Source organism: Xanthobacter lutulentifluminis, assembly GCF_043194675.2.
Lineage (GTDB): Bacteria > Pseudomonadota > Alphaproteobacteria > Rhizobiales > Xanthobacteraceae > Xanthobacter.
Genome location: NZ_CM195525.1, coordinates 116,806 through 142,617, shown reverse-complemented (window position 1 = coordinate 142,617; position 25,812 = coordinate 116,806). Strand labels below are relative to the sequence as shown.

Below are 25,812 nucleotides of genomic sequence, written 5' to 3'. Positions count from 1 at the left end.
GGCGGCCCCCCGCCGCGCCTCGTCACCCGCGCCGCCGCCGGGCGCGCCATCGCGATCTCGGCGCAATCAGACTGCATCCTGACAGGGAAAACCGGAGCGGCCGCGCGCCGTCCGTCGCGCCCTTGCGCGCGGACACGCCAGAGCGCCGCCCCAAGGAGGGACGCCCATGCTCCACCGCACCGACGAGGGGACCGTGACCCCCGTCCCCGTGCCCGAGCTGCTCGAGACCAGCGTTGCCGCCTACGGCGACCGTCCGGCGCTCGACTTCCTCGGCCGCAAGTGGACCTACGCCGCGCTGGGGGAGGCGGTGGACCGCGTCGCCGCCGGTCTCCAGGCCCAGGGCGTGCACAAGGGCAGCAAGGTGGGCCTGTGCCTGCCCAACACGCCTTATTCGGTCATCTTCTTCTTCGCCGTCATGAAGGCCGGCGGGACGGTGGTGAACTTCAGCCCGCTCTATGTGGAGCGCGAGCTGAGGCACCAGATCCGCGATTCCGGCACGACCATCATGGTGGTGCCCGACCTGAAGCTGATCCATTCCCGCGTCGCCGCCGTGGCGCAGGAGGCGGGGCTGAAGACCATCATCGTCTGCCCCATGTCCGGCATCCTGCCGTTCCCGAAGGGGCTGCTGTTCAACCTCTTCAAGCGCAAGGAAAAGGCGCAGTACAAGGCCGGCGACGGCCTGCACATGCCCTATGCCGAGCTGCTGCGGCACGGCCGGCGCCCGCAGCCGGTCGAGGTGGACGTGGAGAACGACGTCGCGGTGCTGCAATACACCGGCGGCACCACCGGCGTGCCGAAGGGGGCCATGCTCTCGCACGCCAATGTCTCGGCCAACGCGCAGCAGGTCATCACCCATGCGGATTGCCGGCGCATCGGGGTGAAAAAGGTGCTGGGCGTGCTGCCGCTGTTCCACGTCTTCGCCATGCAGACGGTGATGCTCATCCCCATCTGCCTCGGCGCCGAGATCGTGCTAGTGCCGCGCTTCCAGCTCGACGATCTGCTCGACCGGCTGGAGCGCGACAAGCCCACCATGTTCCCGGGCGTGCCCACCATCTATGCCGCCATCAATGGCGTGAAGGACATCGAGAAGCGCGACCTGTCCTCGCTCACCCTGTGCATCTCCGGCGGCGCGCCGCTGCCGCGCGAGGTGCGCGAGCGGTTCGAGGAGCTCACCGGCTGCAAGCTGGTGGAGGGCTACGGCCTCAGCGAGACCTCGCCGGTGGTCACCGCCAATCCGCCGCTGGGGCTGGTCAAGGACGGCTCGGTGGGCACCGCGCTGCCCGGCACCGAGATCGAGATCCGCGACCTCGCCGACCCCTCCCGCCGCGTGCCCCAGGGCGAGCGCGGCGAGGTGTGCGTGCGGGGGCCCCAGGTGATGAAGGGCTACTACAACCGCCCGCAGGAGACCGCCGACAGCTTCATCGACGGCGCTTTGCGCACCGGTGACGTGGGCTATCTCGACCCCGACGGCTACCTGTTCCTGGTGGACCGCATCAAGGATGTGATCCTGTGCGGCGGCTACAACGTCTATCCGCGCGTGATCGAGGAAGCGCTCTATCTGCACCCGGCGGTGGCCGAGGCGGTGGCCATCGGCATCCCCGACAGCTATCGCGGCCAGGCGCCGAAGGCGTTCGTGACCCTGCGGCCCGATTCGGAGACGTCCCCCGAGGAGCTGATGGGCTTCCTCACCGCCCAGATCTCGAAGATCGAGATGCCCAAGGCGGTGGAGATCCGCGAGAGCCTGCCCAAGAGCGTCGTGGGCAAGCTCTCCAAGAAGGAGCTGGTGGAGGAGGAGCGCCGCCGGGCCGAAGGCTGAGGCGGCGCGCGTCCCGCATCCCGCGCCCCGCCCAACGCCGGCGCCCGCTACCGTCGCACGGGCGTCGCCGATCCGTCATGGATCTTGCGCCGGCGGACCTGCTCGTGTAAGTGCCCAACCCATTCCGCACGCGGACACAGACCCCGACGGGTCATCCGGTGCCCTTTTGCCGTTCCGGCGAGGGTACGTCCGCGGAGGCTCAACCGGAGAATACCAACGTGGCTCTTCCCGACTATTCCATGCGCCAGCTCCTTGAGGCTGGTGTGCACTTCGGCCATCAGTCCCACCGCTGGAACCCCAAGATGGCTCCGTACATCTTCGGCGTCCGCAACAACATCCACATCCTCGACCTGTCGCAGACCGTGCCCGCGCTGCATCGCGCGCTGCAGGCCGTGTCCGACACCGTCGCCCAGGGCGGCCGCGTGCTGTTCGTCGGCACCAAGCGCCAGGCCCAGGAGCAGGTGGCCGAGGCTGCCCGCCGCTCGGCGCAGTATTATGTGAACTCCCGCTGGCTCGGCGGCATGCTCACCAACTGGAAGACCATCTCCAACTCCATCGCCCGGCTGAAGAAGCTGGAGGAGATGCTGGCTGGCCCCGAGGCCTCTTCCGGCTACACCAAGAAGGAGCGCCTGACCCTCTCCCGCGAGAAGGAGAAGCTGGACAAGGCGCTCGGCGGCATCCGCGACATGGGCGGCCTGCCGGACCTGCTGTTCGTGATCGACACGAACAAGGAAGACATCGCCGTGAAGGAGGCCCAGCGCCTCGGCATCCCGGTGGCGGCCATCCTCGACACCAACTGCGATCCGGACGGCATCGCCTTCCCGGTTCCCGGCAACGATGACGCCGGCCGCGCCATCCAGCTCTACTGCGATCTGGTTGCCCGCGCCGCCATCGACGGCATCGGCCGCGGCCACACCGATCTCGGCATCGACCTCGGCGCCGAGGATGCTCCGCTGATCGAGGAACTGCCCGCCGAGACCGGCGCCTGGTCCACCTTCGAGCCCCTCTCCGGTCCCCGCGGCGTCGCCGACGACCTGAAGAAGCTCGCCGGCGTGAGCCCGGAGATCGAGCAGAAGCTCAACGACCTCGGCGTGTTCCACTTCTGGCAGATCGCCGGCCTCGACGCCGTCGACGCCCATCGCATCGGCGAGGAAGTGGGCCTGCCCGGCCGCGTGGACGGCTGGGTCGCCCAGGCCAAGGAAGTGTCTGCCGAGGTCGAGTGACCCTTGTGGCGGAGCGGGAGGCGCGCCTCCCGCACGCTGTCGCAGATCTGAAGACGAATCGAGAGTAATGGGGCGCTTGGGGCGCCCACGCGGCCGGCTCGGGCTCACCGTGGCCGGCCGTGGTGCGAGAGGAAGGGACTGAACATGGCTGCGATCACTGCCGGGCTCGTGAAGGAACTGCGCGACAAGACCGGCGCAGGCATGATGGACTGCAAGGCCGCGCTCACCGAGACCGCCGGCGACGTCGAGGCCGCCATCGACTGGCTGCGCAAGAAGGGCCTCGCCAAGGCCGCCAAGAAGGCCGGCCGCGTGGCCGCCGAGGGCCTGGTGGCCGTCGAGTCGTCGGGCCACTACGCCGCCGCGGTGGAAGTGAACGCCGAGACCGACTTCGTCGCCCGCAATCCCGATTTCCAGGCCTTCGTGCGCGAGGTGGCCAAGGTCGCCCTGAACACCGACGGCTCGGTGGAGGCGGTCGCCGCCGCCAAGTTCCCGGGCGAGAGCGTCACCGTCGCCGAGCGCCTGACCGCGCTCATCGCCACCATCGGCGAGAACATGACGCTGCGCCGCTCGGTGAAGCTCACCGTCTCCAAGGGCGTGATCGCCACCTACGTGCACGGCGCCGTGGTGGAAGGCCAGGGCCGCATCGGCGTGCTGGTGGCGCTCGAGTCCGAGGGCGACGTGGAGAAGCTCTCCACCCTCGGCCGGCAGATCGCCATGCACGTGGCCGCCCTCAACCCGCTGGCGCTCGACGCCTCCGGCATCGACGAGGCCACCGTCGCCCGCGAGAAGGCGATCCTGCTCGAGAAGCACCAGGGCAAGCCCGCCAACGTGCAGGACAAGATCGCCGAGAGCGGCATGAAGAGCTTCTTCAAGGAGAACACCCTCCTCGACCAGCCCTTCGTGCACGACGGCTCCAAGTCCGTGTCGCAGGTGCTGAAGGAGGCCGAGGGCCAGGTCGGCGGCGCCATCAAGCTCACCGGCTTCGTGCGCTACGCCCTGGGCGAGGGCATCGAGAAGGAAGAGTCGGACTTCGCCGCCGAGGTGGCTGCCGCCGCCGGCCAGTCCTGATCCAACGGGCAGGGGGGCTGCGATGACCGCTTCCATGGCGGACGACTCGGACTATCCGGAGCCTGCGACGCCCTACGCGTCGCCCGGCCTTCCTTATCCCCGCATCCTGGTGAAGGTCTCCGGCGAGGCCCTGATGGGCGAGGAGCCCTTCGGCCTTCACCCGCCCACGGTCGCGCGCATCGCGCGCGACCTGGTCGCCGCCCGCGCCCTCGGCTGCGAGGTGGCGGTGGTGGTGGGTGGCGGCAACATCCTGCGCGGCGCGCGGGTGGCGGACGAGAATCTCGACCGCGCCACCGCCGACCACATGGGCATGCTCGCCACCGTCATGAACGGTCTGGCGCTGGAGCGGGCCATCGAGGCCGCCGGCGCCCCGGCGCGCACCCTCTCGGCCATCCCCATGCCCACGGTGTGCGAGCCCTATGCCCGCCAGCCGGCCTCGCGCCACCTGCGCCGCGGCCGCATCCTGGTGCTCACGGGCGGCACCGGCAATCCGTATTTCACGACGGACACCGGCGCCGTGCTGCGTGCCGCCGAGCTCGATTGCGACGCGGTTCTGAAGGCGACCAACGTGGACGGCGTGTACACCGCCGATCCCAAGCGCGACCCCTCGGCCACCCGCTACGACCGCATCACCCACGACGAGGCGCTGGCCCGCGACCTCAAGGTGATGGATGCGGCCGCCTTCGCGCTTGCCCGCGAGGCCTCGTTGCCGATAATCGTGTTCTCCATTCGCGAGCCGGGCGCCATCGTCACGGCCGCCAAGGGGGAAGGCCGCGTCACGGTGGTCGCCCCCTGAGCGCAGGCGCGCCGGGGCGGTTCCGCGCCGGCGCAATCGGATGAGCGGCCGATCGGGTGACACAAGCCATGACGGGATGGCTGGGGCGGGGTCTGGGGCTGGGCGGCCGTGCCATCGCACGCGCCGGGCGCTGCCGTGACGCCGTGTCCGGCCTCCGCGCCCGCCCGTCCGTTACCCGCCCGTCTGTTACCCGCCGGTCCCTTGCTTGCGCAGCCCTTGCCCGCCCGTCCGTCGCCGGCCCGATGGTCGCGACTTCGGCCCCGGCCGCCGGCTCCGCCACCGAATCGCCGTTTGCCTCTGCCATCCGCGCTGCTGCCGCGCCGGCCGCGCATTTCCATCCCGGGCACGTCCGCGTGCATGGATCGCCGAGCGTTTCCATGCCAAGGGAAGCAGCCCAGAATTCAGCCAACTGAGGTTCCACATGACCACCGGCACCTTCGACATGTCCGACCTGAAGCGCCGCATGCACGGCGCCGTCGGCGTGCTCAGGGACGAGCTCGCGGGCCTGCGCACCGGACGCGCCTCTGCCAACCTGCTCGATCCCATCACCGTCGAGGCCTATGGCGCGCGCATGCCGCTCAACCAGGTCGCCACCGTCTCCGTGCCCGAGGCCCGCATGCTCTCCGTGCAGGTGTGGGACCGCGGCATGGTGGGCGCGGTGGAGCGGGCCATCCGCGACAGCAACCTCGGCCTCAACCCGGCGACCGAGGGCCAGGTGCTGCGCCTGCGCATCCCCGAGCTCAACCAGGAGCGCCGGCAGGAGCTGGTGAAGGTCGCGCACAAGTATGCCGAGGCCGCCCGTGTCGCGGTGCGGCATGTGCGCCGCGATGGTATGGACCTGCTGAAGAAGCTGGAAAAGGACAGCGAGATGGGCTCCGATGAGCTGGAGCGCCTCTCCAAGGACGTGCAGAAGGCCACCGACGAGGCGATCGCCGAGGTCGACCAGACGCTCGCCCAGAAGGAAAAGGAAATCCTTTCCGTCTGAGATCCAGCGCGTGAGCCCGGAGCAAGCCATGTCCCTGCGAGCCGCCGCGAGCGATGCCGCCGTTTCCGGGCAGGACCCGGCGGCCGTTCCGGCGCACGTGCCAGCCCACGTGGGCGTCATCATGGACGGCAACGGGCGCTGGGCCACCTCACGCAAGCTGCCGCGCCTCGAAGGCCACCGCCGCGGGGTGGAGGCGCTGCGCCGCTGCGTGCGCGCCGCCCGCGAGGTGGGCATCCGCTTCCTCACCATCTACGCCTTCTCGGCCGAGAACTGGACCCGGCCGCTGGGCGAGGTGACGGAGCTGATGCGGCTCCTCAAGCTGTTCCTGCGCCATGACCTCGCCGAGCTCAACGCCGCCAACGTGCGGGTGAAGGTGATCGGCGAGCGCGGCAACCTCGCGCCCGACATCCGCCAGCTGCTCGACGACGCGGAGGCGCTGACCCGCGCCAACACCGGGCTGACGCTGGTGGTGGCCTTCAACTACGGCTCGCGGCAGGAGATCGCCGCCGCCGTCTCCCGCATCGCCGCCGACGTGGCCGCGGGCCGCGTGAAGCCGCAGGACGTGGACGTGGAGATGATCTCCCAGCGGCTCGAGACCGCCGGCATCCCCGATCCGGACCTCATCATCCGCACCTCGGGCGAGCAGCGGCTGTCCAACTTCCTGCTATGGCAGGCGGCCTATGCCGAGTTCGTCTTCCTGCCCATCAACTGGCCGGACTTCGACAAGGCCGCGCTGCTGACGGCCATCGACGAATTTGCCCGGCGGGACCGCAGGTACGGCGGCGTGACCAACCGCCCCGGACCCTGACGCACGTGAACTTCGGCGCCGATCTCAAGCATCGCACCCTTTCCGCCCTCGTCCTGGTGCCGGTCGTGCTCGCGGCCGCCTGGTTCGGCGGCGCGCCGTTCGCCCTGCTGTGGGTGGCCGCCGGCGTCGCCATCCTGCACGAATGGGCCAACCTGGCGCGGCTGGATCACCGCCCCGTCTTCCTCGCCATCGGCGCCGCGGCGCTGGCCGGGGGAGGGGCCCTCGCGGTGTGGTCGCAGCCGTCCTATGCCTTCAGCGCCGCCGTCCTCGGTGCCGCCGCGGCCGCCCTCGCCGTGCCACGCCAGAGCGCGTGGGCCATGACGGGCCTGCTGGTCGCCGCCGCCGCGGCGCTGCCGGTGATCGTGCTGCGCGGCACCTCCACGCTCGGCTTCGTGGCGGTGCTCTATCTGTGCGCCGTGGTCTGGGCCACCGACATCCTCGCCTATTTCACCGGCCGCGCGCTGGGCGGCCCGAAGCTGTGGGTGCGCGTCTCTCCCAACAAGACGTGGTCCGGCGCGGCCGGCGGCACCCTCGGCGGGGTGCTGGCGGGGGTGATCGTGGCCGCGCTCGCCGGGCTGCCGACGCTGCTGCCGCTCGCCGGCCTCGCGCTCGTGCTCTCCGTCGTCAGCCAGGCCGGCGATCTCGCCGAGTCGGCGGTGAAGCGGCTGTTCGGGGTGAAGGATGCCAGCCGTCTCATCCCCGGCCATGGCGGCCTGCTGGACCGCCTCGACGGCTTCGCCGCCGCCTCCCTGCTGGCCGCCGGCATCGCGGCGCTCAGGACCGGCGCGGACCCTGCCGCCGCGCTGTTATTGTGGTAGGACCTGTTCCATGAAGCGCCTTTCCCTCCTCGGGGCCACCGGCTCCATCGGCCAGAGCGTCCGCAGGATCGTCACCGACGCCCCGGATCTCTACCGCGTCGAGGCCGTGGCGGGAGGGCACAATGTGGCGGCGCTGGCCGAGACGGCCGTGGCGCTGGGCGCGCGCTTCGCCGCCATCGCCGATCCCGCCGCCGGGCGGGCGCTGGCCGATGCCCTCGCCGGCACCGGCATCGAGAGCGCCGCCGGTCCCTCCGCCCTGATCGAGGCGGCTCGGCACGATGTCGACATCGTGGTGAGCGCCATCGTCGGCGTCGCCGGCCTCGCGCCCACGGTCGCCGCCTTCGCTCCGGGCCGCCGGGTGGCGCTGGCCAACAAGGAATGCCTGGTGGCCGCCGGCGCCTTCTTCATGGCGGAGGCGGCCCGCACCGGCACCGAGATCCTGCCGGTGGACAGCGAGCACAACGCCATCTTCCAGGCGCTGGCCGCCGGTCCCCGCGCCGCGGTGGAGAAGATCACCCTCACCGCCTCCGGCGGGCCGTTCCGGCAGAAGAGCCGGGAGGAGATCGCGCGCGCCCTCCCGCGCGACGCGCTGAAGCATCCCAACTGGTCCATGGGCGCCAAGATCACCATCGATTCGGCGACGCTCATGAACAAGGGGCTGGAGCTGATCGAGGCCCAGCACCTGTTCGCCTTGCCGGCCGATCGGCTCGACGCCGTGGTGCACCCCGAGTCGATCATCCACGGCCTCGTCTCGTTCGTGGACGGCTCGGTGACGGCCGGCCTCGCGGTGCCGGACATGGGCGTGCCCATCGCCCACTGCCTCGCCTATCCCGAGCGAATCCCCACCCAATGCCGCCGGCTCGACCTGATCGCGCTGGCGCGGCTGACCTTCGAGGCGCCGGACGAGGACCGATTCCCCGCCCTCGCGCTCGCCCGCGCCGCCATGGCGAACGAGGGGGTGGCCGCGACCATCCTCAACGGCGCCAACGAGGTGGCGGTTGCAGCCTACCTTGAGGGGCGCATCGGCTTCTATGGAATCACCGACACGGTGGCCGCGACGCTCGACCGCATCAACGGTGGCCCGGCCCCCACCAGCGTTGCCGAGGCGCGGGAGGCGGATGCCGCCGCCCGGCGCACGGCGGCCGCGCTCTTGCCCAAGTTTGCTGCAAAGGCATCCTGAGTGCATACGCTGCCCGCCGGGTAGCGACATCAAAGAGCCGGGCAGGGCCCCGGCGATCTGGCTGGCGCGCGGCGGACGCATCCGCGGCGGCGCCGCCTGCGGGAGGAGAGGTGAGGGTGATGGATGTGCTTTCCGGTTTCGGCGCGCACCTGGGCAGCCTTTCGTCCTCGCTTCTCGGCTATATCGTTCCATTCCTTTTCGTTTTGACGCTGGTGGTGTTCTTCCACGAGCTCGGCCACTTCTGGGTGGCGCGGCGCGCGGGCGTGCGCGTGCTCACCTTCTCGCTGGGATTCGGGCCGGAGATCGCCGGCTTCACGGACCGCCACGGCACCCGCTGGCGGCTGGCGGCGGTGCCGCTGGGCGGCTACGTGCGTTTCTTCGGTGACGAGGACGCGGCCTCCACCCCCGATGCCGGCCGACTCGCGCAGATGACGCCGGCCGAGCGGCGCGAGAGCTTCTTCTTCCAGCCCGTGGGCTGGCGCGCCGCCATCGTGGCCGCCGGGCCGATCGCCAACTTCCTGCTGGCCATCGCCATTTTCTCCATCGTCTTCATGGTGTTCGGCAAGCAGGTGACGGCACCGCGCGTGGATCAGGTCAACCCCGGCAGCGCCGCCGAGGTGGCCGGGTTCCAGCCGGGCGACCTGGTGCTGGAGATCGACGGCTCGAAGGTGGAGAGCTTCGCCGACATGCAGCGCATCGTCGGCAGCCGCGCCGGCGAGCGTCTCGCCTTCACCGTGGAGCGCGGCGACCGCCACGTGGTGCTCGACGCCACGCCCGAGCTGAAGGAGGTGAAGGACCCCTTCGGCAATGTGCACCGCACCGGTCTTCTCGGCATTTCCCGCTCGCTCGCCGCCGGCGACGTGACCGTTCGTCGCTATGGCCCGGTCGAGGCGGTGGGCCTCGGGGTGCAGGAGACGTGGTTCGTGGTCGCACGGACGTTCGATTATCTCGGCGGCCTCATCGCCGGCCGCGAGTCGGCCGACCAGCTGGGCGGACCCATCCGCATCGCGCAGGTTTCGGGGCAGGTGGCAACCTTTGGTATCGGCGCACTCCTGTCTCTGGCAGCAGTGCTGTCCGTTTCTATCGGACTGCTTAACCTCTTTCCCATCCCGCTGTTGGATGGCGGGCACCTTCTGTTCTACGCTTTCGAGGCGATCCGCGGGCGTCCGCTGAGCGCCCGCACGCAGGACATCGGCTTCCGCATCGGCCTTGCGCTGGTGCTGATGCTGATGATTTTCGCGACGTGGAACGACGTGCTGCATATTGCTGCAATGTAAAGGGTTTTGATTTGCCGCAGGGGGGTCGTGGCGGGAGCGCAACGGTCGTCCGGAAAAGGTCGGGCTTGGGGGCCGCGCGGTTTGCACCGCAGGTAAAAGCCTGTACAAGCGGCTCGTAGGGTGAGAATCCGCAATCGTGTCCTCAGGGACGCGAAACGGCTTCAGAACAACGAAATTTCAAGGTTGCGCACCATATGACTGCTCCGCTTCGGGTGTTGAGAAACCTGGCCGCCGCCCTTGGTCTTGCCGTGTGTGTCACGGGAGCCTCGGTGGCCGGTACCCTCATCGCGGCCAGCCCGGCCGCCGCGCAGTCGAGCGCCATCGTCGTGGAGGGCAACCGCCGCGTCGACGCCGAGACCATCCGCTCGTACTTCGGTACCGGTCCCTACACGACCGGCAAGATCGACGAGGCCTGGAAGGCGCTGTACGCCACCGGCCTGTTCTCCGACGTGAAGATCACCCAGTCCGGCGGGCGCATCATCGTCCAGGTGTCGGAGAACGAGGTCATCAGCCGCGTCGTCTTCGAGGGCAACCGCAAGATCAAGGACGAGGTGCTCGAGGGCGAGGTCCAGTCCAAGCCCCGCGCCGCCCTCAACAAGTCGACCGTCCAGGCCGACACCCAGCGCATCATCGAGGTCTACCGCCGTTCCGGCCGCAGCGACGTGCGGGTGAACCCGGTCACCATCGACCGCGGCAACGGCCGCGTGGATCTGGTGTTCGAGGTCACCGAGGGCGACAAGACCGGCATCAAGGACATCAAGTTCGTCGGCAACAAGGCCTTCTCGGACTGGAAGCTGCGCGACGTGATCGCCACCACCCAGACCAACTGGCTGTCGTTCCTGAAGTCCACTGACGTCTATGATCCGGACCGGGTGAACTCGGACCAGGAGCTGCTGCGCCGCTTCTATCTGAAGAACGGCTATGCCGACTTCCGCATCGTTGCCGCCACGGCCGAGCTTGATCCGGGCGGCGCCGGCTATACCCTCACCTTTACCCTTGATGAGGGCGAGCAGTATCGCTTCGGCAAGGTCGACGTGGTCTCCAACATCCGCGACGTGTCCGGCGACTCGCTGAAGCGCGTGGTGCGGGCGCAGGACGGCCAGATCTACAACGCCGAGATGGTGGAGAAGTCGGTCGAGAACCTCACCATCGAGGTGTCGAAGAGCGGCTATGCCTTCGCTCAGGTCCGTCCCCGCGGCGACCGCGACTTCGAGGCCAAGCGCATCAACGTGGTGTTCGTGGTCGAGGAAGGCCCGCGCGTCTACATCGAGCGCATCGAGATCCGCGGCAACACCCGCACCCGGGACTACGTGATCCGTCGCGAGTTCGATATCGGCGAGGGCGATGCCTACAACCGCGTGCTGGTGGATCGCGCCGAGCGCCGGCTGCGCAACCTCGGCTACTTCAAGACCGTCAAGATCAACACCGAGCCGGGTTCCGCTCCGGACCGCGTGATCCTGGTGGTGGACGTGGAAGACCAGTCCACGGGTGAGTTCGCCATCTCCGGCGGTTACTCCACCGCCGACGGCATCATCGGCGAGGTCTCGCTGGGCGAGAAGAACTTCCTCGGCCGTGGCCAGTACGTGAAGGTGTCCGGCTCCTTCGGCCAGAATGCCTCGGGTGCTGAGTTCTCCTTCACTGAGCCCTATTTCCTCGGCTACCGTCTGGCCGCCGGCTTCGACGTGTACTGGAAGGAAACCAACGCCACCAGCTACACGCCCTACGGCACCACGACCGTGGGTGGCGGCCTCCGCTTCGGCCTGCCCATCACTGACGAGGTGACGCTGGCGCTGCGCTACAACATCTATCAGCGCGAAATTTCGCTCTGCAACAATGTTGACCCTGCCTTCTACTGGAGCTGCCTGGACACCACGTCCTGGGCCATTCGTGACGCTTCCTTCCAGGGCGCCACGGTGACCTCGGCGATCGGCTACACCCTGTCGTTCAACGGTCTGGACAACAACCAGAACCCGACCCAGGGCCTGTATGCCGAGCTCAAGCAGGATCTGGCCGGCGTCGGCGGTGACGTGAACTTCATCCGCACCACCGGTGACATCCGCCACTTCACCCCCCTGTACGGCGACAGCGTGCTCATCCTGCGCGGTCAGGCGGGCTATGTGGCCTCCTGGGGTGGCGATCAGCTGGACGTGCTGGACAACTTCTACATGGGTCCGAACCTGGTGCGCGGCTTCGCCCCGTCCGGCATCGGCCCGCGTGACGTCGCTCCCTGCGCCGCGTCCAACGTCGGCACGCCCATCGCCTACAACTGCCTGAACAACCAGCTCAACGCGCTGGGCGGCACCACCTACTGGGGTGTTTCGGCGGAAATCCAGTTCCCCTTCGCCTTCCTGCCCAAGGACATCGGCATGAAGGGCGCGATCTTCGCCGACGCCGGCTCGCTGTTCGATTACGGCGGTCCGACCTCCTTCCCGGGCGTGCCCAACTGGATTGCCAATCCGGCTATTCCTGGGAGCGGCACCAACATCTACGGCAGGCCCAATTTCGTTACGTGTCCGATCCCTGCGTCGTCCAACAAGGTCGGCAACGTCTGCGTCGGCGACGAGAACGTGATCCGCTCCTCGGTCGGCGCGAGCTTGATCTGGCAGTCGCCCTTCGGTCCGCTCCGCTTCGACTATGCGTGGGTGCTCTCGCAGGCGACCTACGACCAGACCCAGGCGTTCCGCTTCTCCGGCGGCACCCGCTTCTGATCCTGATCGAACCCGCGCGGGCGCCGGGTGACGGAGGCTTCGGCCCCGTCTCCGGCGCCCGAGCCTATTCTCGGTTCCCCCGGCGGTCCCCCATGAGCCACGATGTCTTCTTCCCGCTGCCGGCTCCGCTGACGCTGGCCGAGGTCGCCGAGCTGAGCGGCGCGCGCATCGCCGGCGATGCCGCTACGGTCGAGCAGCTCGGGACGCACCAGATCCGCGGCGTGGGCACGCTCGATACCGCCGGGCATTACGATCTCGCCTTCTGCGACAGCTTCCTGTTTGCCGAGAAGCTCGGCTCCGTTCAGGCCGGCGCGGTCATCACCTCCGACCGCTTCGCCGCCAAGGCGCCGGAGGGCATGACCCTGCTGATCTCGCCGCGACCGGCCACAGCCTTTCTCGCGGTCACGCGCAAGCTGTTCCCGGGTGCGCTGCGTCCGCTTCCCGTGTTCGGCCAGGACGGCGTCGCCCCCGGAGCGCAGGTGCATCCGCGCGCGCGGCTCGAGGAGAACGTGACCGTCGATCCCGGCGCCGTCATCGGTCCGGGCGCGGAGATCGGTGCCGGCTCGGTCATCTGCGCCGGCGCCATCATCGGCCCCAACGTGCGGATCGGCCGGAACTGCGCCATCGGCGCGGGCGCGAGCGTCATCCACGCCTTCCTCGGCAACGGCGTCATCATCCAGTCCGGCGCGCGCATCGGCTCTGACGGCTTCGGCTACCAGCCGAGCCCGCGCGGTCACGTGAAGGTGCCGCAGATCGGCCGGGTGGTGATCCAGGACGACGTGGAGATCGGCGCCAACACCACCATCGACCGCGGCGCGCTGGCGGACACGGTGATCGGCGAGGGCACCAAGATCGACAATCTGGTGCAGATCGCCCACAACGTGGTCATCGGCCGCCACTGCATCATCGTGTCCCAGACGGGAATCTCCGGATCCACGACGCTCGGCGATTTTGTCATGCTGGGCGGGCAGGTCGGCGTGGTGGGCCACATCACCATCGGCACCGGCGCGCAGATCGCCGCCTCCAGCAACGTGAAGGGCGACGTGCCGCCCGGCGTGCGCTGGGGCGGCTCGCCGGCCAAGCCGGTGCGCGAATGGTTCCGCGAGGTGACGACGCTCAAGCGCCTCGCCGCCGCCAGCGCCCGCCGCGGCAGCAACGACGAAGAAGGGGAAGGGACGGGGGAATGAACGAGATCACGCCCGCCGGGGAAGGCAAGGTGCTCGGCAGCGCCGATATTCTCAAGGTGCTTTCCTGCCTTCCGCACCGCTATCCGTTCCTGATGGTGGATCGCGTGGAGCAGATCGACGGCGACCTCTCCTGCGTCGGCATCAAGAACGTGTCCGCCAACGAGCCCCATTTCCAGGGCCATTTCCCCGGCAATCCGGTGATGCCCGGCGTGCTCATCATCGAGGGCATGGCCCAGACCGCCGGCGTCGTGTGCGTGCTCGGCAAGGACAACGAAAAGCCCTCGCTGGTCTATTTCATGACCATCGACGAGGCCAAGTTCCGGCGCCCCGTGGTGCCGGGGGACGTGCTTGAATACCACATGACGCGCATCTCGCGGCGCCGGAACATGTGGTGGTATCGCGGCGAGGCCAAGGTGCGCGGCGAGCTGGTCGCCGAGGCCAAGGTCGGCGCGATGATCGTGGAGAACCCATAGTGGCGAAGATCGACCCCACCGCCCGGGTGGAGAACCCGGCGGGGCTTGCGGACGACGTGGAGATCGGCCCCTTCTGCATCGTCGGGCCGGATGTCGTGCTCAAGCCGGGCGTGCGGCTCCTCTCGCATGTGAACGTGCAGGGCGCCACCACCATCGGCGCGCGCACCACGGTCTATCCGTTCGCCTCGCTCGGCACGCCGCCCCAGTCGGTGCACTACAAGGGCGAGCGGACCGAGCTCGTGATCGGCGAGGACTGCCAGATCCGCGAGCACGTGACCGCCAACATCGGCACCGCCTCCGGCCGCGGCATCACCCGCATAGGCAATGGCGTCATGATGATGGTGGGCGCCCATGTGGGCCACGACTGCATCGTCGGCGACCAGGTGATCTTCGCCAACAACGCCACCCTCGCCGGCCACGTGAGCGTGGGCGATCACACCTTCCTCGGCGGCCTGTGCGCCGTGCACCAGTACACGCGCATCGGCTCCCAGTGCATGATCTCCGGCCTCACCGGCGTGCGCGAGGACGTGATCCCCTACGGCAATGTGCTCGGGCAGGCCGGCAAGCTGGTGGGCCTCAACGTGGTGGGCATGCGCCGGCGCGGCTTCACCAAGGCCGACGTCCACGAGGCGCGTGCGGTCTACCGCGACCTGTTCTTCGGCGAGGACACGTTCGACGCGCGGCTCGAGCAGGTGCGCGCCAAGGTCGACAGCTCGCCGTTCGCGGCCGCCGTCATCAGCTTCATCGATGCGGATCGCAAGCGCGCGCTGTGCCATCCCTCTCGGGGCGTCATCAAGGAGGAGTGAGGCGTGGGCCTGCCGGGGGACGAGGGGCGGAGGGGCGCGCCCGGCGCGACGCCGGCGTCCGCCGCCGATCAGCCGGCAGCCGGGGCCGTCTCCTGCCCGCGCGCGGAGGGCGCTCAGCGCGGCCCGGTAGGCATCGTCGCCGGCGGCGGCGCCTTTCCCGGCGCGGTCGCCGAGGCGGTGCAGGCCCAGGGCCGCGGGGTACTGCTGCTGCTCATCAAGGGCTTCGCCGATCCGGCGCTGGAGCGCTATCCGCATTACTGGTTCCGTCTCGGCTCGCTGGGCCGGGTCACGACCTATGCGAAGGCGCGGGGCGTGCGCGACGTGGTGATGGTGGGCGGCCTCACCCGCCCCCGCCTGTCCGACCTCGGGCTGGACTGGACCATGGTGCGGCTGCTGCCGCGCATCGCCGCGCTGTTCCGCGGCGGCGACAATCATCTGCTCTCCGGCGTGCTCGGACTGGTGGCGGAGCAGGGCTTCCACCTGATCGGCGCCCATGAGGCCGCCCCGGGCCTGCTCCTGCCCGAGGGCGTGCTGGGCGCCCGCGCGCCCGGTCCCGTCGACCGCTCGGACATGGCGCGCGGGTTCGACGTGATCCACACCCTCGGCCCGTTCGACGTGGGGCAGGGGGTGATCGTGGTGGACGGCTTCGTCGTGGCGGTGGAGGCGGCGGAGGGGACGGACCAGATGCTGGCGCGCTATGGCGAGATGCGGCGCACCGGACGGCTGCGCATTCCGGCCGGGCGCGGCGTGCTGGTGAAGGCGCCGAAGCCGGGGCAGGACCGGCGGGTGGATCTGCCCTCCCTTGGCCCCGCCACCGTGGCGCGCGCCGCAGAAGTGGGCCTGGGCGGCATCGCTTTCGAGGCCGGCGGCGCCATCGTGCCTGATGCGCAGGCGCTGGTGTCGGCCGCCGATGCGGCGGGCCTGTTCGTGGTAGGCGTGCCGCGCGCGTCCGGCGGAGCGGAGGCTGCGCGGTGAGCGGCGGACACGAACGGCCGCTGCGCGTCTTCATGGTCGCCGGCGAGGAGTCGGGCGACCAGCTCGGCGGTGCGCTCATGGAAGCGCTGACGGCGGAGGCGCCGGGCACGCATTTTCGCGGCGTGGGTGGCCGGCGCATGGCGGCGGCGGGGCTGGAGAGCCTCTATCCCATGGATGACCTGACCGCTATCGGCATCGCCGCGGTGCTGGGGAAGCTGCCCACCATCCTGCGGCGGCTGAAGGAGACGGTGGCCGCCGTGCTCGCCGATCCGCCGGACGTGCTGGTGCTGGTGGATGCGCCCGATTTCACCCATCGCGTCGCGGCGCGGGTGCGCGCGGCGAACCCCGCGATTCCCATCGTCAAATACGTCTCGCCCACCGTGTGGATCTGGCGTCCCGGCCGTGCAGCGGCCATGCGGCCCCATGTGGACGCGCTGCTGGCGTTGCTGCCGTTTGAGCCGCAGGTGCATCGTGAGCTCGGCGGGCCGCCCACCTTCTACGTGGGGCACCCGCTGCTGGAGCGCATGGACGAGCTGCGGCCGGGGCCGCAGGAGGCGGCGCTCCGCGCGGGCTCTCCGCCGCTGGTGCTGATCCTGCCCGGCAGCCGGCGCCGCGAGATCGTGCGGCTGGCGGACGATTTCGGCGCCACCATCGCCGCCGTGGCGCAGGCGGGGCCGGTGGAGTTCGTGCTGCCCACGTTGCCGCGCCTGGAGCCGCTGGTGCGCGAGACCATCGCCGCCTGGCCGGTGCAGCCGCGCATCGTCACCACCGAGGCGGAGAAGCTCGCTGCCTTCCGTTCCGCCCGCGCGGCGCTCGCGGCCTCCGGCACGGTGACGCTGGAGCTGGCGCTGGCCGGCGTGCCCCATGTGGCGGCCTATCGCATCGGCTGGCTGGAGGCGCAGATCGGCCGGCGGGTGCTGAAGGGCACGACCGTGATCCTGGCCAATCTGGTGGCGGGCGAGAATGTGGTGCCGGAGTTCCTGCAGGAATTCTGCACGGTGCCGGCCCTGACCGGCGCGCTGACCGCGGTGATCGGCGACACTCCCGAGCGCGCGCGGCAGGAGGCGGCGTTCGCCCGCTTCGATTCCATCTTCGGCATCGACGGGCCGAGCCCCAGCGTGCGGGCCGCCGAGGTGGTGCTGCGGCTGGCGCGGCACGGCCGCCCCGGGGCATTGCCGCCGGCGTGAGCCGGCGCCGGCCAGTTCCAGGGTGCGCGTGAGCCGGCGCCGGCCAGTTCCAGGGTGCAGAGCCTCGCGGCGCGGACGCCGCGGGAGCCTGCGCGCAGCGCCTGCATGCACCGCGATCCCCTGAGCGCCGCTCTCTCTGCCCCGCCTGCCGCCTTGCCGGGACGGCGGTAAATCGGCCCCAAGAGATCCCCCGCCCGGGTCTCACCCCCTCAACTGCCGGCCCGAAAAAGAAAAGGCGCGGCCGAAGCCGCGCCTTTCATTCCGGAGCATGCGGCGGACGCGCGATGCGCCCGCCGGGACATGCTTCACTTGCGCTTGGTCACTTGCGCTTGGATCACTTGCGCTTGGACATGGCGATGTAATCGCGCTGGGCGGCGCCGGTGTAGAGCTGGCGGGGACGGCCGATGCGCTGGCTCGGGTCCTCGATCATCTCCTTCCACTGGCCGATCCAGCCCACGGTGCGGGCGAGCGCGAACAGCACGGTGAACATGGTGGTGGGGAAGCCCATCGCCTTCAGCGTGATGCCCGAGTAGAAGTCGATGTTCGGATAGAGCTTCTTCTCGATGAAATACTCGTCGTGCAGCGCGATGCGCTCGAGCTCCACCGCCACGTCGAGCAGCGGATCGTCCTTGATGCCGAGCTCGGTGAGCACTTCATGGCAGGTCTGCTGCATGATCTTGGCGCGCGGGTCGTAGTTCTTGTAGACCCGGTGGCCGAAGCCCATGAGACGGAAGGGATCGTTCTTGTCCTTGGCGCGGCGGACATATTCCGGGATGCGATCCACGGAGCCGATCTCGGCCAGCATCTTGAGCGCCGCCTCGTTGGCGCCGCCGTGCGCGGGGCCCCACAGGCAGGCGATGCCGGCGGCGATGCAGGCGAACGGATTGGCGCCGGAGGAGCCGGCGAGGCGCACCGTCGAGGTGGAGGCGTTCTGCTCGTGGTCGGCATGGAGGATGAAGATCCGGTCCATGGCCTTCGAGAGAATCGGATTGACCTTGTATTCCTCGCACGGCACCGCAAAGCACATGCGCAGGAAGTTCGACGTATAGTCGATGTCATTCTTGGGATAAACGAACGGCTGGCCGATAGAATACTTGTAGGCCATGGCCGCCAGCGTCGGCATCTTCGCGATCATGCGGATGGATGCGATCAGGCGCTGGGTCGGGTCGGAAATGTCGGTGGAGTCGTGGTAGAAGGCCGAGAGCGCGCCGACCGAGGCCACCATGATCGCCATGGGGTGCGCATCGCGGCGGAAGCCCTGGAAGAACCGGGTCATCTGCTCGTGAACCATCGTGTGACGGGTCACGGAGGCGTCGAACTCGGCCTTCTGCTGGGCGGTCGGAAGCTCGCCGTAAAGCAGAAGGTAGCAGGTCTCGAGGAAGTCACCATGCTCGGCGAGCTGCTCGATGGGGTAGCCGCGATAGAGCAGCACGCCGGCATCGCCGTCGATATAGGTGATCTTGCTTTCACACGAGGCGGTGGAGGTGAAGCCGGGGTCGTAGGTGAACATCCCGGTCTGGCCGTAGAGCTTGGCGATATCGACCACGTCGGGCCCGATGGTGCCTTCGTGGATCGGCAGATCCCAGCTCTTTTCCCCCAAGCTCAGCTTGGCCGCTTTTGCCCCGGTATTGGTGGTGGCGTCCATGGATCCCTCATCCTTTGGGCGGACAAGAACCGGAACGCCGTCGAGCACCGGACGTGGCGATCCGGGTCCCCCTGCGGCAAGTCCGTCTCCGCTCTGCCGTCTTCGCGAATGCGAAGCCGCCATTGAGCAGTCCTAAACCCTCCCCATTCCTGCCGCAAGCATGACCATGCTTCAAAGCCGGGCAGTCCGGCGAATCTCTGCTACGGCAAGGTCTTCCGGCGTGTTCACGTTGAAGAAGGGGTCGTCCGGCTCACTGTCCCAGACCACTGTTACGGCCTGAAGGGCCTCGAGGAAAAGCCCGACTTTAAGCTGCCCGGAAGCCAAGCTTTGCCGCAGCGCGGCGCGGACGGTGCCCGGCCACAGCGCCACCACCGGATGACGCTGGCCGCCGGAGCCCGCGCAGACCAGTCCGCCTGTATCCCGATGCCGTTCCATCAGCCGCGCGACGAGATCCGCCGGCAGGAACGGCGTGTCCGCCGGGACGGTGAGGAGGCATCCACCGGAACCCGCCTCTGCCAGCCGCTCGAGCCCCGCGAGCACGCCCGCCAGCGGCCCGGGGTGGCCGGGAATCGTATCCGGCACCAGCGGCCGTCCGAAGCCGGCATAGGTCTCCAGGTCCGCGTTGGCGTTGATCCAGATGTCCCCGGCCTGCGGCGCGATGGCGTCGATCACATGGGCGATGAGCGGCCGGCCGGCGAGCGTCGCCAGCGGCTTGGGGGGCACGGCGCGTGCGGTCGGCGCCATGCGTCGGCCGAGGCCGCCTGCGAGGATCAGCGCCGTGGGGCGGTCAGGGGTGGGCGGGGCAGGGGACGCCGCCGGGGAGATCGGATCGGGCATGATCCTTCATAGGGCGAGCGGGCGGCGTGGGGGAAGCCGAGCGGTGCGGCACGGCGAGTGCGGAATCGCACCGCTGCCTGTTGCCTGAGGGCGGTCGGGGCGGGAAATCCTCGCGCAGCTCTCGTCGGGGTGGGCGGTTGCGGCAGCCTGTCCGCGAGCCGATGGCGGACGGCCAAACGAAAGCGCCCGGCCGCGGGGCCGGGCGCTCGGACTTGCGATGTGTGCCGTGCCTTCCGCCGAACGGGCTTTGGGGGCCCGTAACACGCGAGGAGGGGACGGGCCTTGGGGCGCCGCCTCAGTCCGCGACGGCGGGCGGAGGCGTCACGCGCAGGCGGCGCGGCAGGGCGGCGACCCGCGCCCGCAGCGCGTGCCAGAAGGCGAAGTCGTTGTACCGCGTGTTCTCGAACACGCCGATCGCCGCGGCGGCAACGAACGGGATGCTCTGCACCATCAGGGCGATGGCGTAGAGGTTGATCTCCCGGATGTGCTGCCAGTCGTTCGACGACTTGGAGATGGTGATCCCCGGCATGTTGTTGGCGATCAGCAGGTACACGCCGGCCAGCACCAGCAGGCCGCCGATGGTGGCTTCCGGCAGGGCCGGGAAGGAGCGGGCCGCGCCGGCGAGCCAGTTGTTGCCCTTGGCGGTGCGGGCGAAGGCGAGGTCCTTGTAGCGGAACCCGTCCAGCACCGCCTTGGCCACCGTGAACTGCACCGCGCTGGCGGCGATGGCGGCGCCCATCATCCGCAGGGGCGAGGTCTCCACCCGCAGGCGGTAGAGGCTCACGAAGTGCAGCAGGTAGACCAGGAAGGTGATGAGGATCGGCAGCGTCAGCACATGGGCCGGCACCGAGATGGAGAACAGGGCCACGAACGGCACGAACAGCAGCGAGGCGATCGCCATGAAGCCGCCGACCGATTCCGAGCCCAGCCAGGAAATCCAGCCCAGGACGAAGTGGCGCTTCTGCGCGTTGGTCAGGCGCGAGTTGTTGGGCAGGAACCGGCGCCAGTGCTTCTTGATGATCTGGAAGCCGCCATAGGCCCAGCGGTGACGCTGCTTCTTGAAGGCCTCGAACGAGTCGGGCAGCAGGCCGTAGCCGTAGCGCTTGCGGGTGTAATGGGTCTTCCAGCCGTTCTCGGCGATGGTCAGGCCGAGGTCGGTGTCCTCGCAGATGGTGTCGGACGACCAGTTGCCGGCCTCCATCATGGCCGCGCGGCGGATGAGGCACATGGTGCCGTGGACGACGATGGCGTCATCCTCGTTGCGCTGCACCATGCCGATGTCGAAGAAGCCGGCATACTCGGCGTTCATCGCCTCGTGCAGCGGGCTGCGGTCGGCGTCGCGATGGTCCTGCGGCGCCTGGACGAGGCCCACGGTGGGGTCCTCGAACATGGGCACGAGGTCCTTCAGCCAGTCCGGCGTCACCACATAGTCGGCGTCGATCACGCCGATGATCTCGGCATCCGGGGCGGTCGCGTCCAGCGCGATGCGCAGGGCGCCGGCCTTGAAGCCCGCCACCTTCTCGGCGTTGATGAACTTGAAGCGGTCGCCCAGCAGCGCGCAATGCTCGCGCACCGGCTCCACCATCGCCGGATCGGGCGTGTTGTTGACGATGATGACGGCCTCGAAGTTCGGATATTCGAGCCGGGCCAGCGCGTCGATGGTCTGGATCAGCATCTCCGGCGGCTCGCGATAGGCGGGCACGTGGATGGAGACCTTGGGGAAGCGCGAGGGGGTGCCGGGCTTCTGCGATTCCACCAGCCGGCGCGGGCCGCTGCCGAAGGCGACGGCGGCCAGCTCCTCGATGCGGTAGAGCAGCACGAACACCAGCGGAACCAGCATCACCACGCTCAGGAACAGGGTGAAGTAGTCACCGCCCGTCACGTAGTGGTTGAGCCAGTAGTCCACCACCATCGCCAGCCACGCAGCCACGCCGTTGGCGGCGCCGGCCAGCACGAAGCCCTGGGTGAGGGTGACGTCGCGCATGCGCAGCATGGGCAGGGTGAACAGCACGCCGAGCAGCAGCGCCAGAACGGCGGTCTGGTTGTAGGTGCGCTCGACGATGGGGCCGGTGAGCGGGAATTTCAGCTCCCGGTCGGCGTTGAAGACGCCCCAGTATTGGCCCACCGAGCCCTCGTTCTGCTTCTTGGGCAGGTCGAAGGCCTCGATGATGTTGTAGTCGATGCCGAGCGCATCGGCCCGCGCCACGAAGGTGCGGATGATCTTGGCCTGATCGATGGGGTCCGGCACGGCCGAGCCGCGGTTGAAGCCGTGCGAGGGCCAGCCGAACTCGCCGATCACGATGCGCTTGCCGGGATAGGCGGCGCGCAGCTTGTTGTAGGCGTTGATGGTGTAGTCCACCACCCGGTCGGCCGGCACGTCCTCCCAGTAGGGCAGGATGTGGGCGTAGATGAAGTCGACCGCCGAGGCGACCTCGGGGTGCTCCAGCCAGGTGTTCCAGATTTCGCCGGTGGTCACCGGCACGTTCACCTGCCGCTTCACCCGGCGGATCTTCTCGGCCAGCTCGGCGTCGGTCATGTCGCCGCGCAGCATGGTCTCGTTGCCGACCACCACCGCCTCGACGTTGCGGTTCTCGCGGGCGATCTTGACCGCGTTCTCGATCTCGCGGTCGTTGCCGTCCCTGACCGGCACCATCTCACCGGTCTTCTTGTCCCGCGCCAGGACGGGCTCGCCGGTCTTGGAATCCGTCTCCTTGTTGAGCCAGGCGCCCACGGTCGCGCGCAGGCCCTGCTCGCCCGCGATGGGGGCGATCAGCTCCTTGCCGTTGATGGACGAATAGGTACGCACGCCGCGCGTGTAGGGGGCCACCACCTTCATGTCCGAGCGGATCTGCGCCTCGGTAGTGGGCGCGTCGCCCTCCGGGCTCATGTCCCGGGCGAAGGGAGCGAAGGACAGGCTGTGGAAGCGGCCCGTCATGCTCGGGGCGCTTTCCTCCGGACGCATGGAAATCCACATCGCGGCGTGGAGAGAGGTCACAACCGCAATGACCGCTGCCGCAGCAGCAAGACCGGGACGCATGGCGATGCCCACCCAGAAAGGGGAAGTTAGAACCCGAACGCTGGCTTAAGGCGTGGAGTTCCGGAAGACGGGTTCAGGGCACCCTTTCGACCTGCCCCAAGGTCGGCACTGCAGCATCGGCCGATGCCTTACGCTGCAACGCACCGAGACACTAACATTCTCGCGAGAAGAGATAAATCCCGATCATGGCGGACCTTCGACGCCGCTGCGTCACCGCCATGACCCGCGGATGATCTTATTGTTGCGCCGCAGGCTGCGCCGGCGCCGCGGGCGGGGCGGCGATGTAGTCCGGGTTCACCCAGCACTGGTGCACGCGGCTGTTCAGGTTGGCCTGCGCCTTGGGATCGATGTTGCCCTGCCGCACCAGGCAGCGGAAGGCGAGCTTCAGGTGCTCGGTGGGGCAACCGAAGCGCTCGTACATCTCCAGGTGCCGGCGGGCGGTGTCGATGTCGTCGCGCCAGAGCAGTGAGGCAATCCGCCGCCCCGTCCAGACGCATTCGGGCAGGCCCGCCGTTCCGGGAAGCTTGGAGGCCTCTGTGAACTCCTCGACCGAGCGGCGCTGGGCCTCGAGCGCGGCCTTCTGCTCGGGGGTCAGCTGCTCGGCTGCGGGCTTCTGGTCGCCCGGCTGGCTCTGGGCGGCCGCCGGCGCGACGCAGGCGAGGACAAGGGCGGCTGCGAGCAGCGAAATGCGGAAACTGTTCATGAGAGCCATTTTCTCAAAAGGATGGCGGCGGAAGGCGCGACCACACGTTAGGAGAAGGAAGGGAATTTGTCAGCATGACGGCGTCCGGGTAACGCCCGGCGACGGTATCCGCAAGAGCCTTGCGCATCCGGCAAGGCGAGGCTTCACACCGCCGCCGCGAGGCTCTATCAGGCGGCGGGGTTCTTCTTCATGACGTCCGGAGTTTCCATGGCCTCCTCCCTGCGCCTGCCGCTGGTGCTCGCGCTCGTGGTCGCCGGCCTCGTGGCCGGCCTGTGGGCCGTGCTCGGCCGGCCCGTCGCCATGCCGCCCTCGCCGCTGGCGCCGGGCGAGAAGCTGCCCTGCGTCTCCTACGCGCCGTTCCGCGACGGGCAGTCCCCGTTCCAGAAAGGGCTCGTGATCTCCGAGGCGCAGATCGAGGAGGACTTCGCCAAGCTGGCGAAGATCACCTCCTGCGTGCGCACCTATTCCATCGAGATGGGGCTGGACAAGGCGCCGGCCATCGCCCGCCGCCACGGCCTCACCATGCTGCTCGGCATCTGGCTCGGTCCGGACGTGGACCGCAACCGCGTCGAGCTCGACACCGGCATCCGTCTCGCACAGGAAAATCCGGACGTGGTTAAGGCCGTGGTGGTGGGCAACGAGGTGCTGCTGCGCGGCGAAATGTCCGCCACCGAGCTCGCCGCCACCCTCGCCAGCGTGAAGCGGCAGGTGGGGTCCGTTCCCGTCACCTACGCCGACGTGTGGGAGTTCTGGGAGCGCAACAAGGGCCTCACCGAGAACGTGGATTTCGTCACCATCCACATCCTGCCCTACTGGGAGGACCTGCCGGTCTCCGCCGAGGACGCCGGACCGCATGTGGACGAGATCCGCCAGCGCATGGCCGAGGCCTTTCCCGGCAAGGAGATCCTGATCGGCGAGACCGGCTGGCCCAGCGCCGGACGCATGCGCGAGGAGGCGCTGCCCTCGCCCTCCAACCAGGCGCGGGTGATGCACGACGTGGTGGCGCTGGCCAAGCGCCAGGGCTACCGGGTGAACGTCATCGAAGCCTTCGACCAGCCGTGGAAGCGGCGCAGCGAGGGCACCGTGGGCGGCCACTGGGGCCTCATCGATTCCGGCACCCGCGAGCCCAAGTTCGCTTGGGGCGAGCCGGTGGAGGACTTCCCCGGCTGGCGCATGCATATCGCGGTCGGGCTGGTGACGGTCGCCGCTGCCTTCGCCGCCGCTTTCGCCGGCGCCCGCCGCCGCGAGGATCAGGTGAGCCCGCGCGAGTGGCTCGCCGTGGCCGGCGTCGCGCTGGCCGGCGGGGCGACGCTGGGCGCGGCCATCTCGGCCCTGCCGCTGGAAAGCCTCGGGCTGGTGGGCTGGCTGCGCAACGGCTTCCTGTTCGTCGTCGCGGCCGCGAGCGTGGTGGTGATGCCGGGGGTGATCGGCCGGGGGCAGGGGCTCGCGCCCTTTTCCGTCGCGCTCGATGCGCGGCGCTGGGCCGCCTCGTCCTGCGCCGCCATCGCCGCCGCGCTGATGCTGGCGCTGGTGGCCGTGGCGGTGGGTTCGGTGGCGTTCGAGCTGGTGTTCGACCCGCGCTACAAGGATTTCCCGGTGTTCCCGCTCACCGCCGCCGTGGCGGGCGTGGCCGCGCCCCTGCTGGTGCGCCGCGCCGACCGGGACGGTGCCGGGCTCGCCGAGCTGATCGCCATGTGGGGCCTGCTGGTCGCCGGCCTCTACGTGCCGCTCAACGAGACGTTGTCCAACTGGCAGGGCGCCTGGTTCGGCGCGCTCTGCCTCGTGCTGGCCTTCACGCTGTGGCGGGTCCAGGCCGTGCAAAGGAAAGGATGAGCATCATCGCCGCCAGCGCGCCGGCCACCTCGTTGTGGAACACCAGCGCGAAGGCGGAGAAGACCATCCCCACCGCGAAGGTGGCGAGGCCCGGCGCCAGCAGCTGGATGCCCGCCACCACCAGCGCCACCGCGCCGAACACGTTCCACAGGGACAAGGCCAGCACCGCCGCGCGGCCGTAGCAGCCGGCGCTCTCCAGCCCCGCCTCGCAGGCGAGCGACACCAGCGTCGGCTCCACCACCATGTAGCGCATGTAGAGCGCCCAGCCGGTCGCGCCCATGCCGAGCGGAATCAGCCAGTTGAGGGTGCGCGGGCCGGGCCGGAACAGCGGGCGCTCGGCATAGGGAACGTGGGGCATGGGCGCAATCTCGCACTCGCGGCCGGGGGCGGCCGCCCCTGCTCCTTATGAAATGGCGCCGCGCCGGTCCAGAGGCAAGCTGCCCGCCGGGC

Annotated in this window: 21 protein-coding genes; 16 read left to right on the top strand and 5 right to left on the bottom strand. The window is 69.4% G+C overall.

Annotated features, from left to right (window positions below; all coding sequences use genetic code 11):
• Window positions 1–166: 166 nt before the first annotated feature.
• The 15 genes from V5F49_RS00675 to lpxB all read left to right on the top strand — a co-directional run bounded on the left by V5F49_RS00675 (window position 167) and on the right by lpxB (window position 17,307).
• Entirely contained in the window at window positions 167–1,816 is a 1,650-nt protein-coding gene (locus V5F49_RS00675) for a long-chain-fatty-acid--CoA ligase (protein WP_394116449.1), read from the top strand.
• 218 nt (window positions 1,817–2,034) lie between these two features.
• Complete coding sequence (locus tag V5F49_RS00670) at window positions 2,035–3,039, top strand: 30S ribosomal protein S2 (protein WP_394116450.1); 1,005 nt, start codon at window positions 2,035–2,037, stop codon at window positions 3,037–3,039.
• 144 nt (window positions 3,040–3,183) lie between these two features.
• Complete coding sequence (gene tsf, locus V5F49_RS00665; protein WP_394116451.1) at window positions 3,184–4,107, top strand: translation elongation factor Ts; 924 nt, start codon at window positions 3,184–3,186, stop codon at window positions 4,105–4,107.
• 34 nt (window positions 4,108–4,141) lie between these two features.
• Window positions 4,142–4,903 (top strand): UMP kinase, encoded by a 762-nt coding sequence (pyrH, locus tag V5F49_RS00660; protein ID WP_394116452.1) that lies wholly within the window; start codon window positions 4,142–4,144, stop codon window positions 4,901–4,903.
• 421 nt (window positions 4,904–5,324) lie between these two features.
• On the top strand, window positions 5,325–5,888 hold the full coding sequence (gene frr, locus V5F49_RS00655; protein ID WP_394116453.1) for a ribosome recycling factor: 564 nt from the start codon (window positions 5,325–5,327) through the stop codon (window positions 5,886–5,888).
• 28 nt (window positions 5,889–5,916) lie between these two features.
• Window positions 5,917–6,696 carry an isoprenyl transferase gene (locus tag V5F49_RS00650; RefSeq protein WP_394116454.1) on the top strand — a complete coding sequence of 260 codons (780 nt, stop codon included), beginning with the start codon at window positions 5,917–5,919 and terminating at the stop codon, window positions 6,694–6,696.
• A gap of 5 nt (window positions 6,697–6,701) precedes the next feature.
• Window positions 6,702–7,514: a phosphatidate cytidylyltransferase gene (locus V5F49_RS00645; protein ID WP_394116455.1), complete on the top strand. Its 813-nt coding sequence runs from the start codon at window positions 6,702–6,704 to the stop codon at window positions 7,512–7,514.
• A 10-nt stretch (window positions 7,515–7,524) separates the two neighbouring features.
• A complete protein-coding gene (dxr, locus tag V5F49_RS00640) occupies window positions 7,525–8,694 on the top strand; it encodes a 1-deoxy-D-xylulose-5-phosphate reductoisomerase (RefSeq protein ID WP_394116456.1) in 1,170 nt (389 codons plus the stop codon).
• A gap of 119 nt (window positions 8,695–8,813) precedes the next feature.
• Window positions 8,814–9,971, top strand: coding sequence for an RIP metalloprotease RseP (gene rseP / locus V5F49_RS00635; RefSeq protein ID WP_394116457.1), 1,158 nt, complete (start codon window positions 8,814–8,816; stop codon window positions 9,969–9,971).
• Window positions 9,972–10,240: 269 nt separating this feature from the next.
• The gene (gene bamA, locus V5F49_RS00630; RefSeq protein ID WP_445329377.1) at window positions 10,241–12,679 is read left to right on the top strand and encodes an outer membrane protein assembly factor BamA; all 2,439 of its coding nucleotides are present in this window, start codon (window positions 10,241–10,243) and stop codon (window positions 12,677–12,679) included.
• A gap of 92 nt (window positions 12,680–12,771) precedes the next feature.
• Entirely contained in the window at window positions 12,772–13,866 is a 1,095-nt protein-coding gene (gene lpxD, locus V5F49_RS00625) for a UDP-3-O-(3-hydroxymyristoyl)glucosamine N-acyltransferase (RefSeq protein WP_394116459.1), read from the top strand.
• Complete coding sequence (fabZ, locus tag V5F49_RS00620) at window positions 13,863–14,339, top strand: 3-hydroxyacyl-ACP dehydratase FabZ (RefSeq protein ID WP_394116460.1); 477 nt, start codon at window positions 13,863–13,865, stop codon at window positions 14,337–14,339. Before lpxD ends, fabZ begins: the two co-directional genes overlap by 4 nt.
• Window positions 14,339–15,145 (top strand): acyl-ACP--UDP-N-acetylglucosamine O-acyltransferase, encoded by an 807-nt coding sequence (gene lpxA, locus V5F49_RS00615; RefSeq protein ID WP_394116461.1) that lies wholly within the window; start codon window positions 14,339–14,341, stop codon window positions 15,143–15,145. The genes fabZ and lpxA overlap by 1 nt, the downstream gene beginning before the upstream one ends.
• Before the next feature lie 3 nt (window positions 15,146–15,148).
• Entirely contained in the window at window positions 15,149–16,120 is a 972-nt protein-coding gene (locus V5F49_RS00610) for an LpxI family protein (protein WP_394116462.1), read from the top strand.
• 32 nt (window positions 16,121–16,152) lie between these two features.
• Window positions 16,153–17,307, top strand: coding sequence for a lipid-A-disaccharide synthase (gene lpxB / locus V5F49_RS00605; RefSeq protein WP_509210798.1), 1,155 nt, complete (start codon window positions 16,153–16,155; stop codon window positions 17,305–17,307).
• 334 nt (window positions 17,308–17,641) lie between these two features.
• Here lpxB and gltA read toward each other — a convergent pair whose 3' ends face one another.
• From gltA to V5F49_RS00585, 4 genes are all read right to left on the bottom strand, one after another.
• Window positions 17,642–18,952 carry a citrate synthase gene (gene gltA / locus V5F49_RS00600; RefSeq protein ID WP_394116464.1) on the bottom strand — a complete coding sequence of 437 codons (1,311 nt, stop codon included), beginning with the start codon at window positions 18,950–18,952 and terminating at the stop codon, window positions 17,642–17,644.
• Window positions 18,953–19,123: 171 nt separating this feature from the next.
• A complete protein-coding gene (mobA, locus tag V5F49_RS00595) occupies window positions 19,124–19,789 on the bottom strand; it encodes a molybdenum cofactor guanylyltransferase MobA (RefSeq protein ID WP_394116465.1) in 666 nt (221 codons plus the stop codon).
• A gap of 295 nt (window positions 19,790–20,084) precedes the next feature.
• Window positions 20,085–22,826 carry a glycosyltransferase gene (locus V5F49_RS00590; RefSeq protein ID WP_394116466.1) on the bottom strand — a complete coding sequence of 914 codons (2,742 nt, stop codon included), beginning with the start codon at window positions 22,824–22,826 and terminating at the stop codon, window positions 20,085–20,087.
• A gap of 235 nt (window positions 22,827–23,061) precedes the next feature.
• Entirely contained in the window at window positions 23,062–23,529 is a 468-nt protein-coding gene (locus V5F49_RS00585; RefSeq protein ID WP_394116467.1) for a hypothetical protein, read from the bottom strand.
• 207 nt (window positions 23,530–23,736) lie between these two features.
• Here V5F49_RS00585 and V5F49_RS00580 point away from each other — a divergent pair, with 207 nt between their 5' ends.
• The gene (locus tag V5F49_RS00580; RefSeq protein WP_394116468.1) at window positions 23,737–25,362 is read left to right on the top strand and encodes a glycoside hydrolase family 17 protein; all 1,626 of its coding nucleotides are present in this window, start codon (window positions 23,737–23,739) and stop codon (window positions 25,360–25,362) included.
• Here the strand turns inward: V5F49_RS00580 and V5F49_RS00575 are convergent.
• Window positions 25,322–25,720, bottom strand: coding sequence for a hypothetical protein (locus V5F49_RS00575; protein ID WP_394116469.1), 399 nt, complete (start codon window positions 25,718–25,720; stop codon window positions 25,322–25,324). The two genes, V5F49_RS00580 and V5F49_RS00575, sit on opposite strands and share 41 nt — an antisense overlap.
• Window positions 25,721–25,812: the final 92 nt, after the last annotated feature.

Bases quoted from the DNA above. Each gene is read 5' to 3' on its own strand.
- V5F49_RS00650 (WP_394116454.1), top strand. From the start codon at position 5,917: ATGTCCCTGCGAGCCGCCGCGAGCGATGCCGCCGTTTCCGGGCAGGAC.
- V5F49_RS00580 (WP_394116468.1), top strand. From the start codon at position 23,737: ATGGCCTCCTCCCTGCGCCTGCCGCTGGTGCTCGCGCTCGTGGTCGCC.
- lpxB (WP_509210798.1), top strand. From the start codon at position 16,153: ATGGTCGCCGGCGAGGAGTCGGGCGACCAGCTCGGCGGTGCGCTCATG.
- fabZ (WP_394116460.1), top strand. From the start codon at position 13,863: ATGAACGAGATCACGCCCGCCGGGGAAGGCAAGGTGCTCGGCAGCGCC.
- gltA (WP_394116464.1), bottom strand. From the start codon at position 18,952: ATGGACGCCACCACCAATACCGGGGCAAAAGCGGCCAAGCTGAGCTTG.
- V5F49_RS00585 (WP_394116467.1), bottom strand. From the start codon at position 23,529: ATGAACAGTTTCCGCATTTCGCTGCTCGCAGCCGCCCTTGTCCTCGCC.
- pyrH (WP_394116452.1), top strand. From the start codon at position 4,142: ATGGCGGACGACTCGGACTATCCGGAGCCTGCGACGCCCTACGCGTCG.
- V5F49_RS00590 (WP_394116466.1), bottom strand. From the start codon at position 22,826: ATGCGTCCCGGTCTTGCTGCTGCGGCAGCGGTCATTGCGGTTGTGACC.
- lpxD (WP_394116459.1), top strand. From the start codon at position 12,772: ATGAGCCACGATGTCTTCTTCCCGCTGCCGGCTCCGCTGACGCTGGCC.
- V5F49_RS00675 (WP_394116449.1), top strand. From the start codon at position 167: ATGCTCCACCGCACCGACGAGGGGACCGTGACCCCCGTCCCCGTGCCC.
- V5F49_RS00575 (WP_394116469.1), bottom strand. From the start codon at position 25,720: ATGCCCCACGTTCCCTATGCCGAGCGCCCGCTGTTCCGGCCCGGCCCG.
- mobA (WP_394116465.1), bottom strand. From the start codon at position 19,789: ATGCCCGATCCGATCTCCCCGGCGGCGTCCCCTGCCCCGCCCACCCCT.
- frr (WP_394116453.1), top strand. From the start codon at position 5,325: ATGACCACCGGCACCTTCGACATGTCCGACCTGAAGCGCCGCATGCAC.
- dxr (WP_394116456.1), top strand. From the start codon at position 7,525: ATGAAGCGCCTTTCCCTCCTCGGGGCCACCGGCTCCATCGGCCAGAGC.
- rseP (WP_394116457.1), top strand. From the start codon at position 8,814: ATGGATGTGCTTTCCGGTTTCGGCGCGCACCTGGGCAGCCTTTCGTCC.
- tsf (WP_394116451.1), top strand. From the start codon at position 3,184: ATGGCTGCGATCACTGCCGGGCTCGTGAAGGAACTGCGCGACAAGACC.